The sequence below is a fragment of the Raoultella sp. T31 genome (assembly GCF_002806725.1).
Lineage (GTDB): Bacteria > Pseudomonadota > Gammaproteobacteria > Enterobacterales > Enterobacteriaceae > Klebsiella > Klebsiella electrica.
In genome coordinates, this window is the sequence record NZ_PIBO01000021.1 from 63817 (window position 1) to 78612 (window position 14796).

Sequence of the window (14796 nt, forward strand, 5' to 3'; positions counted from 1 at the left end):
CTGACTACTCTTCGCTGAACAAGTCGCCGCCGTGCATGTCGATCATTTCCAGCGCTTTACCGCCGCCACGCGCGACGCAAGTCAGTGGATCTTCTGCAACTACGACAGGAATACCTGTCTCTTCCATCAACAGACGGTCGAGGTTGCGCAGCAGGGCGCCACCGCCAGTCAGAACCATACCGCGCTCGGAGATATCGGAAGCCAGCTCCGGCGGACACTGTTCCAGCGCTACCATCACCGCGCTGACGATACCGGTCAGCGGTTCCTGCAGCGCTTCGAGAATTTCGTTCGAATTCAGAGTAAAGCCGCGTGGCACGCCTTCTGCCAGGTTACGGCCGCGAACTTCGATTTCACGCACTTCATCGCCCGGATACGCCGAACCGATTTCATGCTTGATACGTTCAGCCGTCGCTTCACCGATCAGGGAGCCGTAGTTACGACGCACATAATTAATCACGGCTTCATCGAAACGGTCACCGCCGATACGTACGGAAGAGGAGTAAACCACGCCGTTCAGGGAGATAACCGCCACTTCTGTGGTACCGCCACCAATATCCACCACCATAGAACCGGTCGCTTCAGAAACCGGTAAGCCTGCGCCGATCGCAGCCGCCATCGGCTCTTCAATCAGGAAGACTTCACGAGCGCCAGCGCCCTGAGCGGATTCACGAATCGCACGACGCTCAACCTGAGTTGCACCGACCGGTACGCACACCAGAACGCGCGGGCTTGGGCGCATGAAGCTATTGCTATGCACCTGCTTGATGAAGTGCTGGAGCATTTTTTCGGTAACGAAGAAGTCGGCGATAACGCCGTCTTTCATCGGGCGAATCGCCGCGATGTTGCCCGGTGTACGCCCGAGCATCTGCTTCGCTTCATGACCAACAGCAGCGACGCTTTTCGGCGAGCCGGCACGATCCTGACGAATGGCCACAACGGAAGGCTCATTCAATACGATGCCTTGTCCTTTTACGTAAATCAGGGTATTCGCGGTACCCAGGTCAATGGACAGGTCATTGGAAAACATGCCACGAAATTTTTTTAACATACTAAGGGATAATCCTGAAAGCTGGGGCGGAAAACAAAATCCGCTTACTTTACCAACCACACGCAGCAGCGACAAGGCGCAAAAATCATCTGCTACGGTGAAAATTAGTGCAGCGCATTTCCTTTGTTACAAATTGACCGGGTTCATTCAGTGGCGAAATCGTCAACAGCGCTCCGCGCCTGAATCCATAACCCGTCAAAGGTCAGTTGCTGGCATTTACATTGCGATAATCCGGCAGGTAGACAAGCACACCCCCTTCACTATGGCGCGCATTATTCTACGTGAAATCACGCTAAACGGCAGATCAAACCGAGTATCTTTGCGAATATTTTTTCACATTAGTGTCAAGTGGCTGTGAGGCGGCAAAAAATTCCCCCTGTCCACCCGTAACACCGCATTGAGACAGCACCTGCCACTCACTGCGACTGCGAACGCCGGTTGCAAAAACCTGGACCGGCATGCCCTTACAGGCCTCTACCAGGCTCTGAACCAGCAGCTGGTTCTCACTGCGCTTTTCGATATTGCGCGACAGTCCCTGATGCAGCTTAATGACTTCGACATCCAACTGCTTGATCCAACTGGTTCCAACCAACGTTAATCCGGCCTGCACAACGGCAACGCGAATACCCAGAGCGTTGACCAGGCGCATTACCGGTTGTAAGCGGCCGATATATTGACAAACATCTGCCTCTGCAAGTTCAAAAATAATCCGTCGACGTTGCGATTTTTCACTCTGCATCAAGCTATCGCGCAGCCAACGCTGAAATCTCGGCCGGATCAATGATTCCACCGTCACCTGCAGCGCAAGGTTTTCCTCCGGCCAAAAACTTAAAAAAGGCAGCAATCGCGTGATCTGCAGGCGGTCGTACTCTTCCGCCAGACCAAACTGTTGCACCATTGGCATATATTCTGCCGCGCTCACCTCTTCCTTCCCGTCATACAATCGCGATATCAGTTCACGATGATGGACGCGCCCGTCGCGGGTAACGGCCGGCTTCTGGTATAGTCGCGGTCCGCCGCGACTTAGCATTTGTTCAATCAGCGTACGCCAGCGGACGTTACCGCGCCCTTTCTCCGGTAACGAGTCATCGTAGACTGCCCAGCTATTGCTGCCCTGCAGCACCGCATTGCGCGTCGCTGCCTCGGCGCGTTCCATTACCAGCGCCGTCGTCTGCCCGCTGCGGAAAGCGCAAAGGCCAATATGCATCATGTCATCGCGATCAAGGATCCGCGTCGGCGGCAGCGCATCCACCGCTTTTAACAGCAACCCGGCGATGCTATCGGCCTCTTTTAAGGTACGGTGAGGAAGGAGTACGGCAAAATCATTGCGGTGGTAGCGTGCCAGTAGCGCCCCAGGATAGCGCATAATAAAAGTCGACAGCAGGTTGATAAGCGTGAAGTAGTGTTCTTCGGCTGCGGCCCGCCCCCAGTTATCACGTAGTAGATCGAACTCCGGCAGGCGAATCATCATCACGATACCGTGCGAACCCACCTTTTCCGGATCTTCCAGCAACATTGCCAACTGATTATCAAAAAACAGGCGATTATTCAGCCCGGTCTTCGAGTCTTGCGCAGCATAAGAACGAATCAGCGTATCCATGCGGCTGCGCTGATCGCTGGCAAACTGCAGCTCGGAAAGCAGCATATCCAGCGCGCTGCTGGTGCTTGCCGGCCACTCATGTACCGACCCTCGTACCTGCGGTCCGCGTTCGCCGTTGAGGATCCGCGCGGCGCGCACCTCCAGCAGCTCCTGACCCGCCAGTTGACGGCGAATCCAGCGCACGGAGAAAAAGATAACCAGAACCATAAAGCCGATGGCTATCGATAAGGGCGCGGTGATATGCAGCGAGCGGAAATAATTCACCATCGGGTCGAGATAGACCAGGTGAATTGTCATACCGGGGTGTTTTAACGACGGCACCGTTATTTCACGATACTGATTCTTACTCCCCGGCGGACGGTAGCTGTCGCTACGCGAGTGATCGTACACCGGCTTTCCGTTGAGCAAAAAATCGACCTGCACAATCTCCACCGGCGTCATCAACTCATCCATTTGCGGTTCGAGCTTATCGAACGAGGATGAGATCAGGCGGTTATCCAGCATCGTCGCCACGGCCTGGACACGATTCTCCATTTTCAGCTGAATACCGTTATAAAAACTCAGCGAGGCACCTATGAGCGTGACAAAGATGGTCAGGCTGGTAAGCAGCGTGACAAATGCTGAGAACTTCGTCGTTAATCGCATCCCTGTGTTAACTCCGCGAGTGAATGACCGCCCGATAGATTTTCGGGCTCCTGTACTGGCGCTTTACCTAAAGTAAGCACTAACTTTCTAAAGCGCGAGGCATACTATCAAAGCTGACGTTTCTGGCAATTTATTGCGTTATATCGGCGTAATAATGTCGATAGCGAGTATAGTCTGCAGAAAAATTTTTCCAATCTTTGTACAAATAAGGAGCCGCTTATGCAGGCTTTAATATTAGAACAGCAGGATGGTAAAACAATCTCTTCGGTGCAAACCATCGACGCCGACCAGCTGCCGCAGGGTGATGTCACCGTCGATATTCACTGGTCCAGCCTTAACTATAAAGATGCGCTGGCGATCACCGGCAAGGGAAAAATCATCCGCAACTTTCCGATGATTCCTGGCATCGATTTCGCCGGTAGCGTTCACTCCAGCGAAGATCCGCGTTTCCACAGCGGGCAGAAAGTGCTGCTGACCGGCTGGGGCGTCGGTGAAAATCACTGGGGCGGCCTGGCCGAACGTGCGCGCGTGAAAGGCGACTGGCTGGTCGCGATGCCGGAAGGTCTTGATGGCCGTAAAGCGATGGCGATCGGTACCGCCGGCTTCACCGCGATGCTGTGCGTCATGGCGCTGGAAGATGCCGGCATCCGTCCGCAGGACGGGGAAATCATTGTGACGGGCGCCAGCGGCGGCGTCGGTAGCACCGCTATTGCGCTGCTGCATCAGCTCGGCTATTCGGTCGTCGCGGTCTCTGGCCGCGACAGCACTCATGAGTATCTGAAAAGCCTCGGCGCGCAGCGCATTCTCGGCCGCGAAGAGTTTGCCGAAACCCGTCCGCTGGAAAAACAGCTGTGGGCTGGCGCGATTGATACCGTCGGGGACAAGGTGCTGGCGAAAGTACTGGCGCAGATGAATTACGGCGGCTGCGTCGCCGCCTGTGGTCTGGCCGGGGGCTTTGCGCTGCCGACGACGGTGATGCCGTTTATTCTGCGTAATGTTCGCCTGCAGGGCGTCGATTCCGTCATGACGCCGTCCGCGCGTCGCGCTGAGGCCTGGCAACGTCTGGTGCGTGATCTGCCGGAATCGTTCTATGCCGCGAGCGCCACGGAAATTACGCTGGCCGAGGCCCCGGCGTTCGCCGATAAGATGATGAATAATCAGATCCAGGGGCGGACGCTGGTGAAGATCGCCTAATCTGCAATTTTTCGTGACATATTCGCGATAAGTCGCCGCCTCCGTCATGCTTAGGAAAAAGCATGCCGGAGGATGTCATGAAAGCCAAAAAACTCACGGAAGCCGATGTCACGGCAGAATCCGTTTTTATGCTGCAGCGCCGCCAGGTTCTGAAGTCACTCGGGATCACCGCAACGGCCCTTTCTCTTTCCCCCACGGCGCGAGCCGATCTGCTGGACTGGTTTAAAGGCCATGACCGCCCACCGGCGCCGGCCGGGAAGCCGCTCACTTTCAATAAACCCGCCGAATGGCAAAGTAAGCTCGCACTGACGCCGGAAGATAAAGTCACCGGCTACAATAACTTCTATGAATTTGGCCTCGATAAAGCCGATCCGGCCGCCAATGCCGGCAGTCTGCGCACCGACCCGTGGACGCTGACCATCGGCGGGGAAGTGGCCAAACCGCTGACGCTCGATCATGACGACCTGACCCGGCGCTTTCCGCTGGAAGAACGCATTTACCGGATGCGCTGCGTAGAGGCCTGGTCAATGGTGGTGCCCTGGATCGGCTTCCCGCTACATAAACTGCTGGCGCTGGTTGAGCCCACCAGCAACGCCCGTTTTGTCGCGTTTAAAACCATTTATGCGCCGGACCAGATGCCGGGACAAAAAGATCGCTTTATCGGCGGGGGGCTGGCTTATCCTTATGTAGAAGGTCTGCGGCTGGATGAAGCCATGCACCCTCTGACGCTGCTCAGCGTCGGCGTTTACGGTAAAGCGCTGCCGCCGCAAAACGGCGCGCCTGTCCGGCTGACCGTCCCGTGGAAATACGGTTTTAAAGGTATCAAATCCATCGTCAGCATCGAGTTGACGCGCGAGCAGCCCCCCACCACCTGGAATCTGGCCGGGCCGGGGGAATATGGCTTTTACGCTAACGTCAATCCGCACGTCGATCATCCGCGTTGGTCGCAGGCCACAGAGCGTTTTATCGGCTCTGGCGGCGTGCTCGATGTTAAGCGCCAGCCGACGCTGTTATTTAACGGTTATGCTGATGAGGTGGCATCGCTCTATCGGGGACTGAATCTGCGGGAGTACTACTAGTGCGTCTGAGCGTAAAACAGATTACCTGGCTGAAGGTGGGGCTTCATCTGGCCGGCTTCTTACCCTTTATCTGGCTCTTCTGGGCCGCACAGCAGGGCTACTTTAGCGCCGACCCGGCAAAAGATATCCAGCACTTTACCGGTAGGATGGCTCTTAAATTTTTGCTGGCGACCTTGCTCGTCTCACCGCTCGCGCGCTACGCTAAACAACCGTTGTTGATTCGTACCCGGCGTTTACTCGGGCTGTGGTGTTTTGCCTGGGCAACGCTGCATCTCACCAGCTACACGCTGCTGGAGTTGGGTATCCACAATCTGGCGCTGCTGGGCTCGGAGTTAGTCAGCAGACCTTACCTGACGTTGGGTTTTATCAGCTGGTTGATTTTGCTGGCGCTGGCCGCCACCTCAACACAGGTGTTGCAGAGAAAACTGGGTCGCCGCTGGCAAACTTTGCACAACTTTGTTTATCTGGTGGCAATCCTTGCCCCCATTCACTATCTGTGGTCGGTGAAGATCTTATCCCCGCAGCCGGTGATTTATGCCGTGCTGGCCGCGTTGCTTTTAGCATGGCGTTACAAGAAGTTCCGTCAGTGGTGGCGATAATCATCGGATATGTGCAGTTTCCCGCAGTTCTTTTATCAACCGCGACGCTTTGAACGATAGCGGTTGATAATCTTCCCTGATAAGACCAGTATTTAGCTGCCAAATGCTACGAAATCGTTATAATGTGCGACTTTGGTTTTCCTGACGGGGTTTTCGGGCCCTGAAAAGGTGACAAGCGCGCTTCGAAGGTATATTTTGTTTTTTACCCGAGAATGGCAGGAGATAGCCACACAATGGCTGACAAGTTTCGCATTTTGCTTTTAAACGGACCCAATCTTAACATGCTCGGCACCCGTGAGCCTGAGAAGTATGGCACCCTTAAGCTTTCTGAGATTGTTAACCGTCTGCAATCAGAAGCTTCGGCTCTGAACGTGGCGCTGGATCACCTGCAGTCCAATGCGGAGTTCGCGCTCATCGACCGAATTCATCAGGCTAAAGACACTGTAGACTATATCCTGATTAATCCGGCCGCGTTTACGCACACTAGCGTGGCTATCCGCGATGCATTGCTTGCGGTCAGTATCCCGTTTATCGAGATTCACCTGAGCAACGTACATGCACGCGAACCGTTCCGTCACCACTCCTATCTGTCGGATATCGCCTCGGGCGTCATCTGCGGACTCGGTGCGGACGGCTATTCATACGCTTTACAGACGGCGGTAAAACGCCTGTCACAATCACACTAAACAAAGAGTACGGAACCCACTCATGGATATTCGTAAGATTAAAAAGCTGATCGAGCTGGTTGAAGAATCAGGCATCTCCGAACTGGAAATTTCTGAAGGCGAAGAGTCTGTACGCATCAGCCGTGCCGCGCCGAATGCGGGCTACCCGGTCATGCAGCAGGCTTATGCCGCGCCGATGATGCAGGCCCAGGCACCGGTTGCAGCAGCACCGGCCTCCGCTCAGGCAGACGCGCCGGCGAAAGCTGAAATCAGCGGTCACATCGTACGTTCCCCGATGGTTGGTACTTTCTACCGCACCCCGAGCCCGGACGCAAAAGCGTTCGTGGAAGTCGGTCAGAAAGTTAACGTGGGCGACACCCTGTGCATCGTAGAAGCGATGAAAATGATGAACCAGATCGAAGCCGATAAATCCGGCGTGGTGAAAGCCATTCTGATCGAAAGCGGCCAACCGGTAGAATTTGATGAGCCGCTGGTAGTCATCGAGTAACGAGGCGAACATGCTGGATAAAATTGTTATCGCTAACCGAGGCGAGATTGCACTGCGTATCCTGCGTGCCTGTAAAGAACTGGGCATCAAGACCGTCGCTGTGCACTCCACTGCGGATCGCGATTTAAAACACGTACTGTTAGCGGATGAGACGGTCTGTATCGGTCCGGCTCCGTCCGTAAAAAGCTATCTGAATATCCCGGCAATCATCAGCGCAGCGGAAATTACCGGCGCGGTGGCTATCCACCCGGGTTATGGCTTCCTGTCCGAGAACGCCAATTTTGCTGAGCAGGTTGAACGTTCCGGCTTCATCTTCATCGGCCCGAAAGCCGACACTATTCGTCTGATGGGCGATAAAGTGTCTGCGATCACCGCGATGAAGAAAGCGGGCGTACCGACCGTTCCGGGTTCTGACGGCCCGCTGGGCGACGATATGGATGCGAACCGCGCTCATGCAAAACGCATCGGCTATCCGGTTATCATCAAAGCCTCCGGCGGCGGCGGCGGACGCGGTATGCGCGTTGTACGCAGCGATGCCGAACTGGCCCAGTCCATCTCCATGACCAAAGCTGAAGCAAAAGCGGCATTCAGCAACGACATGGTATATATGGAAAAATACCTGGAAAATCCGCGTCACATCGAGATCCAGGTACTGGCTGACGGCCAGGGCAACGCTATCTATCTGGCGGAACGCGACTGCTCCATGCAGCGTCGTCACCAGAAAGTGGTCGAAGAAGCACCGGCGCCGGGCATTACCCCGGAACTGCGTCGCTACATCGGCGAACGCTGCTCTAAAGCGTGTATCGACATCGGTTATCGCGGCGCAGGCACCTTTGAGTTCCTGTTTGAAAACGGTGAGTTCTACTTCATTGAAATGAACACCCGTATTCAGGTTGAACATCCGGTAACCGAAATGATTACCGGCGTTGACCTGATCAAAGAACAGCTGCGTATCGCGGCTGGCCAGCCGTTGTCCATCAAGCAAGAAGAAGTCCAGGTTCGCGGCCATGCGGTGGAATGCCGTATCAACGCCGAAGACCCGAACACCTTCCTGCCGAGCCCGGGTAAAATTACCCGCTTCCACGCGCCGGGTGGTTTTGGCGTACGCTGGGAGTCTCATATCTACGCAGGCTACACCGTACCTCCGTACTATGACTCAATGATTGGCAAGCTGATTTGTTACGGCGAAAACCGTGATGTGGCGATTTCACGCATGAAAAATGCGCTGCAGGAGCTGATCATCGACGGCATCAAAACCAACGTCGATCTGCAGATTCGCATCATGAATGACGAGCATTTCCAGCATGGTGGCACCAACATCCACTATCTGGAGAAAAAACTCGGTATGCAGGAAAAATAATCCTGTATTCACAGCAGAAGGCCGGATAATCCGGCCTTTTTTCTTTTTCTCTCCCCTCATCTTTACCATGCGGTACAATCCCCGCTTTCTTCATCCTCCCGGGACACAAAAATGGACAAACGGTTTGTTCAGGCCCACAAAGAAGCGCGCTGGGCGCTGTGGCTGACCTTTCTCTATCTTGCCGCCTGGCTGGCAGCGGCTTATTTGCCGAATAACGGCATCGGCATCACCGGGCTGCCGCACTGGTTCGAAATGGCCTGCCTGCTGGTACCCCTGCTGTTTACTTTGCTGTGCTGGGCGATGGTGCGTTTTATCTTCCGCGATATTCCTCTGGAGGATAACGATGCAGCTTGAAATCATCGTCGTCCTGATTGCGTACCTGTTCGTGGTATTCGGGCTGTCAATCTATGCCATGCGTCAACGCAGCAACGGCAGCTTTCTGAGCGAGTACTTCCTCGGTAGCCGCTCAATGGGCGGTTTCGTGCTGGCTATGACGCTCACCGCCACCTACATCAGCGCCAGCTCATTTATCGGTGGGCCGGGAGCCGCGTATAAATACGGGCTCGGCTGGGTCCTGCTGGCCATGATTCAGGTGCCGACAATCTGGCTCTCACTGGGGATCCTCGGTAAAAAATTTGCGATCCTGGCCCGCCGCTACAACGCCATCACCCTCAACGATATGTTGCAGGCTCGCTACCAGAGCCGGGCGGTGGTCTGGATTGCCAGTATCAGCCTGCTGGTCGCCTTCGTGGGGGCCATTGCCGTGCAGTTTATCGGCGGCGCGCGACTGCTGGAGACCGCGGCAGGCATAAAATATGAGACAGGCCTGTTGATCTTTGGGATTACTATTGCGCTGTACACGGCATTCGGTGGTTTTCGCGCCAGCGTCCTGAACGACACCATGCAAGGTATGGTCATGCTGATAGGGACCATCGTGCTGCTGGTCGGCGTCGTACACGCCGCTGGCGGGCTGCACAGCGCAGTAGACACGCTGCAAAAGATTGACCCGCAGCTGATATCGCCAGAAGGTGTTGATGGTATCCTCACGCCGACCTTTATGACCTCGTTCTGGGTGCTGGTTTGCTTCGGGGTGATCGGCCTGCCGCATACTGCCGTGCGCTGCATCTCCTACAAAGACAGTAAAGCCGTCCACCGCGGCATTATCATCGGTACCGTGGTTGTGGCGTTGTTGATGTTTGGCATGCATCTGGCCGGCGCGCTTGGTCGCGCGGTTCTGCCACATCTGACCGTCCCGGATCAGGTCATCCCGACATTGATGGTGCAGGTTTTGCCGCCGTGGGCCGCGGGCCTGTTCCTCGCCGCACCGATGGCAGCGATCATGTCAAACGTTAATGCCCATTTATTGCAGGCATCAGCTACGATCATTAAAGATCTTTGGTTAAGCGCGCAGCCCGCCAAAAAGCACAATGAACTGAAGCTGAAGCGGATCTCCACGGCCACGACGCTGGTCATCGGGATCCTGATGATCCTCGCCGCCTGGCGGCCACCAGAAATGATCATCTGGCTGAATCTGCTGGCCTTCGGCGGCCTGGAAGCGGTGTTCTTATGGCCACTGGTGCTGGGTTTGTACTGGGAGCGTGCTAATGCCGCCGGCGCACTCAGCGCTATGCTGGTGGGCGGGGTATTATATGCCCTGCTCGCTACGTTTAATGTTCAGTACCTGGGCTTTCATCCTATTGTGCCCTCGCTACTGCTAAGTTTGCTGGCTTTTGTCGTGGGAAACCGTTTTGGTCAGCCCGTTCCACCAGCCCCTGTTATCACTACTGACAAATAAAGAGTTTTGCTATGCCATGGATCCAACTGAAACTGAATACCACCGGCGCACATGCTGAAGAGCTCAGCGACGCGCTAATGGAGGCCGGCGCGGTCTCCATCACCTTCCAGGATACCCACGATACGCCGGTGTTCGAGCCACTGCCGGGTGAAACCCGCCTGTGGGGAGACACCGATGTTATCGGCCTGTTCGATGCTGAAAGCGATATGCATGAGGTCGTGGCGATTCTCGAGCAGCATCCGCTGCTGGGCGCCGGTTTCACGCATAAAATCGAGCAGCTGGAAGATAAAGACTGGGAACGTGAATGGATGGATAATTTCCACCCAATGCGTTTCGGCGAGCGCCTGTGGATCTGCCCAAGCTGGCGCGAAGTACCGGATGCCAACGCGGTCAACGTCATGCTCGACCCGGGTCTGGCGTTTGGTACCGGCACGCACCCGACCACTTCTCTCTGTCTGCAATGGCTGGACGGACTGGATCTGACGGGCAAAACGATTATCGATTTCGGCTGTGGTTCGGGCATTCTGGCGATTGCGGCGCTGAAACTGGGCGCCGCAAAAGCTGTCGGTATCGATATCGATCCGCAGGCGATTCAGGCCAGTCGCGATAACGCCGAACGTAACGGCGTCTCCGATCGTCTGGAGCTCTATTTACCGCAGGACCAGCCAGAAGCGCTCAGCGCCGATGTGGTGGTCGCCAACATCCTGGCAGGGCCATTACGTGAGCTGGCCCCGTTAATCAGCGTGCTGCCCGTTTCAGGCGGTTTGCTGGGCCTTTCCGGTATTCTCGCCAGCCAGGCTGAAAGCGTCTGCGAAGCCTATGCCGATCGCTTTGCCCTCGACCCGGTGGTGGAGAAAGAAGAGTGGTGTCGGATCACCGGTCGCAGAAAGTAACCCTCGAATGCGGTCTGCGGGCCGCATTTTTGTTTCCAGTAGCCGCTGAATGACGTCAAGAAATGGGAGCCAGATCGCATTACGATGCGCTTTTTTGACTACAAAAACAGCGTTTTATGCCGCTAACAGTCCCCTTTTTCTAAGAAAAATCGAGAAGTTTTGTGATTTTATAAATGGACACAAATTATTCACCATCAACTAAGATGATGATTAATATAATAATTTAACCATCTCTTTTCTGGCAGTGTTGGATTCATTGATCTGTGACAGAGGATTGCTCAAAGTTTGGCCTTTCATCTCGTGCAAAAAATGCGTAATATACGCCGCCTTGCAGTCACAGTATGGTCATTTCTTAACTCATGCGCATCGGACACTATCAGCTCAGAAATCGCCTGATCGCAGCGCCTATGGCTGGCATTACTGACAGACCATTCAGGACGCTGTGCTACGAGATGGGAGCAGGTTTAACCGTTTCCGAGATGATGTCCTCTAACCCGCAGGTTTGGGAGAGCGACAAATCCCGTTTACGGATGGTGCACGTGGATGAGCCCGGTATTCGTACCGTGCAAATCGCCGGGAGCGTACCGGAAGAGATGGCCGCAGCCGCCCGTATTAACGTGGAAAGCGGTGCCCAGATTATTGATATTAATATGGGGTGCCCGGCGAAAAAGGTGAATCGTAAGCTCGCAGGTTCAGCCCTCTTGCAGTATCCCGATCAGGTGAAGTTAATCCTGACGGCGGTCGTCAAGGCAGTGGACGTTCCCGTGACACTCAAGATTCGCACCGGTTGGGAGCCGGAACACCGTAACTGTGTAGAAATTGCCCAACTGGCTGAAGAGTGTGGCATTCAGGCTCTGACTATTCACGGACGCACCCGCGCCTGCTTGTTTAACGGAGACGCTGAATACGACAGTATTCGGGCAGTTAAGCAGAAAGTTTCCATTCCGGTTATCGCGAATGGTGACATTACTGACCCGCTTAAAGCCAGAGCTGTGCTCGACTATACGGGGGCTGATGCCCTTATGATAGGACGCGCAGCTCAGGGAAGACCCTGGATCTTTCGGGAAATCCAGCATTATCTGGACACTGGGGAGCTGCTGCCCCCGCTGCCATTGGCAGAGGTTAAGCGTTTGCTTTGCGCGCATGTTCGGGAATTGCATGACTTTTATGGCCAGGCAAAAGGGTACCGAATTGCACGTAAACACGTCTCCTGGTATCTACAGGAGCACGCCCCAAATGACCAGTTTCGGCGCACATTCAACGCCATAGAGGATGCCAGCGATCAGCTGGAGGCGTTGGAGGCATACTTCGAAAATTTTGCGTAAACAGAAATAAAGAGCTGACAGAACTATGTTCGAACAACGCGTAAATTCTGACGTACTGACCGTTTCTACCGTTAACTCTCAGGATCAGGTAACTCAAAAACCCCTGCGTGACTCGGTTAAACAGGCACTGAAGAACTATTTTGCTCAACTGAATGGTCAGGATGTGAATGACCTGTATGAGCTAGTACTGGCTGAAGTTGAACAGCCCCTGTTGGACATGGTGATGCAATACACCCGTGGTAACCAGACCCGCGCGGCCCTGATGATGGGCATCAACCGCGGTACTCTGCGTAAGAAACTGAAAAAATACGGCATGAACTGATACTAATCAGTTCATTGCTTGTTATAAAAGGCGCTCTTCGGCATGGGGAAGCGCCTTTTTATTCTCTGATATAGCGAACTTCTCCGACTGCCAGAGCGGACATCAGCATTGCACATCGCTGGAATGTGGATACTGGTCAGCGGCATGACTGCGTTGTCGAAGAGTATGATTGCAAATCCGGGCGGCCGTTTTATCAAATCGCATCTGCCACCTTCCGGAACCTCATCGAAGATGACGCGAAAGCAGAAGCTGCTGCACATCTCTCGCCAGTCTGTCCTTAAGCTTATATCGCTCGCGTAACCAGTCTTACCGCGCTGACACAGCGCCTGTAATCAACGTCACGGAATAGCAGAGGCCCGCTCGCTAAAAGGGATCGAGGACACGGTTTGATATCCGCCAGGAACAACCCTTGCTCTCCAGGTGCAATAAAACCCTCTCTGATGCGCCCGTAGCGCGCTGATGGTCTGCCTTCGATGGAGAATTTCATCCCAGACCTGGCGTCCTGTTGTGGTAGCGTCTGTGCCGCTATTTATAGGGGTACATTTGGCTTTGGCGTTAAGTTACGGACAGTAAACGGGATGAACAATGCCGCCGACATGAGTAAGATCTCCGTTCACGAGCGGGCGACACTTCGCACCTTTTTCGCCATTCAACCCGTAGACGGATAAGTTAAAAATCAATTTGTTAGATTATCAGCCGATGAATAATACGGCTCTCACTTCTCTTTCGTTATTTTATTCTGCATATTTTCCTCATCATTCCCGCGTGTTCTCCATGATATTTACGCTGATCATAAATTGATATTATTTCGGCCACGGGCCTTTATATGGCCAATGGTAAAATAGGCTATGCCGTCATATATCGACACCGGTACAACCTGACGGATTATAGAGGCCTACCATGAAAAAATTTATTTTAGTGACGCTGCTGACAACATTGCTCGCCGGCTGTGCCCATGACTCTCCCTGCGTACCGGTCTATGATTCTCAGGGGCGATTAGTCCATACAAATACCTGTATGAAAGGCACCACTCAGGATAACTGGGAGACCGCTGGCGCCATTGCAGGAGGCGCTGCAGCGGTTGCGGGCCTGACGCTGGGCATTGTGGCCCTGACCCGCTAAATCCCCCCCCTGGCATCACGTAGCGCGAATAAACTGCCGCCAAAACAAAGGGCTCAGTCGAAGACTGAGCCCTTTTTGTTCGATAACCGTCCGTTTCCTACGATTCTCGGCAGCCATTCACCAGGCAGTACAGAGATAGAGATCGCCGATCTACTGTAAAAGTATTGCTCTCGGTGTGATAAAACTGAAAAGCAAAAAGGCCCAGTCTTTCGACTGAGCCTTCTGCTTTATTTGATGCCTGGCAATTCCCTACTCTCACATGGGGAGACCCCACACTACCATCGGCGCTACGGCGTTTCACTTCTGAGTTCGGCATGGGGTCAGGTGGGACCACCGCGCTGTTGTCGCCAGGCAAATTCTTTAAAATACTGTTTCTAACTTAAAAAGTGGTGCTGATACCCAGAGTCGAACTGGGGACCTCACCCTTACCAAGGGTGCGCTCTACCAACTGAGCCATATCAGCACGCTTAATTTGGTACCGGACATAATTTTCGGGCCGTTGCTTCGCAACGTTCAAAAGCTTTTGCTTTTGCTCTGCTACTCTGTCGAATAGCAAACTACCTCGAAATTCAGTGCCATACTGCTAATTTGATGCCTGGCAGTTCCCTACTCTCACATGGGGAGACCCCACACTACCATCG

Annotated in this window: 14 protein-coding genes, 1 tRNA gene and 1 rRNA gene; 12 read left to right on the forward strand and 4 right to left on the reverse strand. The window is 54.2% G+C overall.

Features of this window, described 5'->3' with window-relative positions:
• Positions 1–4: 4 nt before the first annotated feature.
• Both mreB and csrD read right to left on the reverse strand, forming a co-directional pair.
• Entirely contained in the window at positions 5–1048 is a 1044-nt protein-coding gene (gene mreB / locus CWM52_RS15405) for a rod shape-determining protein MreB (RefSeq protein WP_002918653.1), read from the reverse strand.
• A 304-nt stretch (positions 1049–1352) separates the two neighbouring features.
• A complete protein-coding gene (gene csrD, locus CWM52_RS15410; RefSeq protein WP_100684883.1) occupies positions 1353–3293 on the reverse strand; it encodes an RNase E specificity factor CsrD in 1941 nt (646 codons plus the stop codon).
• Between the two features lie 219 nt (positions 3294–3512).
• Between csrD and CWM52_RS15415 the strand changes: the two genes are divergently transcribed.
• From CWM52_RS15415 to CWM52_RS15475, 12 genes are all read left to right on the forward strand, one after another.
• Positions 3513–4487, forward strand: a complete 975-nt coding sequence (locus CWM52_RS15415; RefSeq protein ID WP_100684884.1) for an MDR family oxidoreductase — start codon at positions 3513–3515, stop codon at positions 4485–4487.
• A gap of 77 nt (positions 4488–4564) precedes the next feature.
• Positions 4565–5566: a protein-methionine-sulfoxide reductase catalytic subunit MsrP gene (gene msrP / locus CWM52_RS15420; RefSeq protein WP_100684885.1), complete on the forward strand. Its 1002-nt coding sequence runs from the start codon at positions 4565–4567 to the stop codon at positions 5564–5566.
• Positions 5566–6165 carry a protein-methionine-sulfoxide reductase heme-binding subunit MsrQ gene (gene msrQ / locus CWM52_RS15425; RefSeq protein WP_100684886.1) on the forward strand — a complete coding sequence of 200 codons (600 nt, stop codon included), beginning with the start codon at positions 5566–5568 and terminating at the stop codon, positions 6163–6165. Before msrP ends, msrQ begins: the two co-directional genes overlap by 1 nt.
• Positions 6166–6398: 233 nt before the next feature.
• Positions 6399–6851, forward strand: a complete 453-nt coding sequence (aroQ, locus tag CWM52_RS15430) for a type II 3-dehydroquinate dehydratase (protein ID WP_100684887.1) — start codon at positions 6399–6401, stop codon at positions 6849–6851.
• Positions 6852–6873: 22 nt separating this feature from the next.
• Positions 6874–7338, forward strand: coding sequence for an acetyl-CoA carboxylase biotin carboxyl carrier protein (gene accB / locus CWM52_RS15440; RefSeq protein WP_100684888.1), 465 nt, complete (start codon positions 6874–6876; stop codon positions 7336–7338).
• A 10-nt stretch (positions 7339–7348) separates the two neighbouring features.
• A complete protein-coding gene (accC, locus tag CWM52_RS15445; protein WP_100684889.1) occupies positions 7349–8698 on the forward strand; it encodes an acetyl-CoA carboxylase biotin carboxylase subunit in 1350 nt (449 codons plus the stop codon).
• Positions 8699–8809: 111 nt separating this feature from the next.
• Entirely contained in the window at positions 8810–9052 is a 243-nt protein-coding gene (locus tag CWM52_RS15450; protein ID WP_100684890.1) for a YhdT family protein, read from the forward strand.
• Positions 9042–10493 (forward strand): sodium/pantothenate symporter, encoded by a 1452-nt coding sequence (gene panF, locus CWM52_RS15455; protein ID WP_100684891.1) that lies wholly within the window; start codon positions 9042–9044, stop codon positions 10491–10493. The genes CWM52_RS15450 and panF overlap by 11 nt, the downstream gene beginning before the upstream one ends.
• Before the next feature lie 11 nt (positions 10494–10504).
• A complete protein-coding gene (gene prmA, locus CWM52_RS15460; protein WP_100684892.1) occupies positions 10505–11386 on the forward strand; it encodes a 50S ribosomal protein L11 methyltransferase in 882 nt (293 codons plus the stop codon).
• Between the two features lie 359 nt (positions 11387–11745).
• Positions 11746–12711 (forward strand): tRNA dihydrouridine synthase DusB, encoded by a 966-nt coding sequence (gene dusB / locus CWM52_RS15465; RefSeq protein WP_032690532.1) that lies wholly within the window; start codon positions 11746–11748, stop codon positions 12709–12711.
• 25 nt (positions 12712–12736) lie between these two features.
• A complete protein-coding gene (gene fis, locus CWM52_RS15470) occupies positions 12737–13033 on the forward strand; it encodes a DNA-binding transcriptional regulator Fis (protein WP_000462905.1) in 297 nt (98 codons plus the stop codon).
• 900 nt (positions 13034–13933) lie between these two features.
• Positions 13934–14155 carry a lipoprotein gene (locus tag CWM52_RS15475; protein ID WP_004868310.1) on the forward strand — a complete coding sequence of 74 codons (222 nt, stop codon included), beginning with the start codon at positions 13934–13936 and terminating at the stop codon, positions 14153–14155.
• A gap of 236 nt (positions 14156–14391) precedes the next feature.
• Here CWM52_RS15475 and rrf read toward each other — a convergent pair.
• Both rrf and CWM52_RS15485 read right to left on the reverse strand, forming a co-directional pair.
• Positions 14392–14507, reverse strand: a 5S ribosomal RNA gene (gene rrf / locus CWM52_RS15480).
• A gap of 35 nt (positions 14508–14542) precedes the next feature.
• Positions 14543–14618: transfer RNA gene (locus tag CWM52_RS15485), tRNA-Thr, on the reverse strand.
• Positions 14619–14796 lie beyond the last annotated feature (178 nt).

Excerpts from the sequence above, each read along its gene's own strand:
- prmA (WP_100684892.1), top strand. The coding sequence starts at position 10,505 with ATGCCATGGATCCAACTGAAACTGAATACCACCGGCGCACATGCTGAA.
- aroQ (WP_100684887.1), top strand. The coding sequence starts at position 6,399 with ATGGCTGACAAGTTTCGCATTTTGCTTTTAAACGGACCCAATCTTAAC.
- dusB (WP_032690532.1), top strand. The coding sequence starts at position 11,746 with ATGCGCATCGGACACTATCAGCTCAGAAATCGCCTGATCGCAGCGCCT.
- msrP (WP_100684885.1), top strand. The coding sequence starts at position 4,565 with ATGAAAGCCAAAAAACTCACGGAAGCCGATGTCACGGCAGAATCCGTT.
- accB (WP_100684888.1), top strand. The coding sequence starts at position 6,874 with ATGGATATTCGTAAGATTAAAAAGCTGATCGAGCTGGTTGAAGAATCA.
- panF (WP_100684891.1), top strand. The coding sequence starts at position 9,042 with ATGCAGCTTGAAATCATCGTCGTCCTGATTGCGTACCTGTTCGTGGTA.
- CWM52_RS15475 (WP_004868310.1), top strand. The coding sequence starts at position 13,934 with ATGAAAAAATTTATTTTAGTGACGCTGCTGACAACATTGCTCGCCGGC.
- mreB (WP_002918653.1), bottom strand. The coding sequence starts at position 1,048 with ATGTTAAAAAAATTTCGTGGCATGTTTTCCAATGACCTGTCCATTGAC.
- CWM52_RS15450 (WP_100684890.1), top strand. The coding sequence starts at position 8,810 with ATGGACAAACGGTTTGTTCAGGCCCACAAAGAAGCGCGCTGGGCGCTG.
- fis (WP_000462905.1), top strand. The coding sequence starts at position 12,737 with ATGTTCGAACAACGCGTAAATTCTGACGTACTGACCGTTTCTACCGTT.
- accC (WP_100684889.1), top strand. The coding sequence starts at position 7,349 with ATGCTGGATAAAATTGTTATCGCTAACCGAGGCGAGATTGCACTGCGT.
- CWM52_RS15415 (WP_100684884.1), top strand. The coding sequence starts at position 3,513 with ATGCAGGCTTTAATATTAGAACAGCAGGATGGTAAAACAATCTCTTCG.
- csrD (WP_100684883.1), bottom strand. The coding sequence starts at position 3,293 with ATGCGATTAACGACGAAGTTCTCAGCATTTGTCACGCTGCTTACCAGC.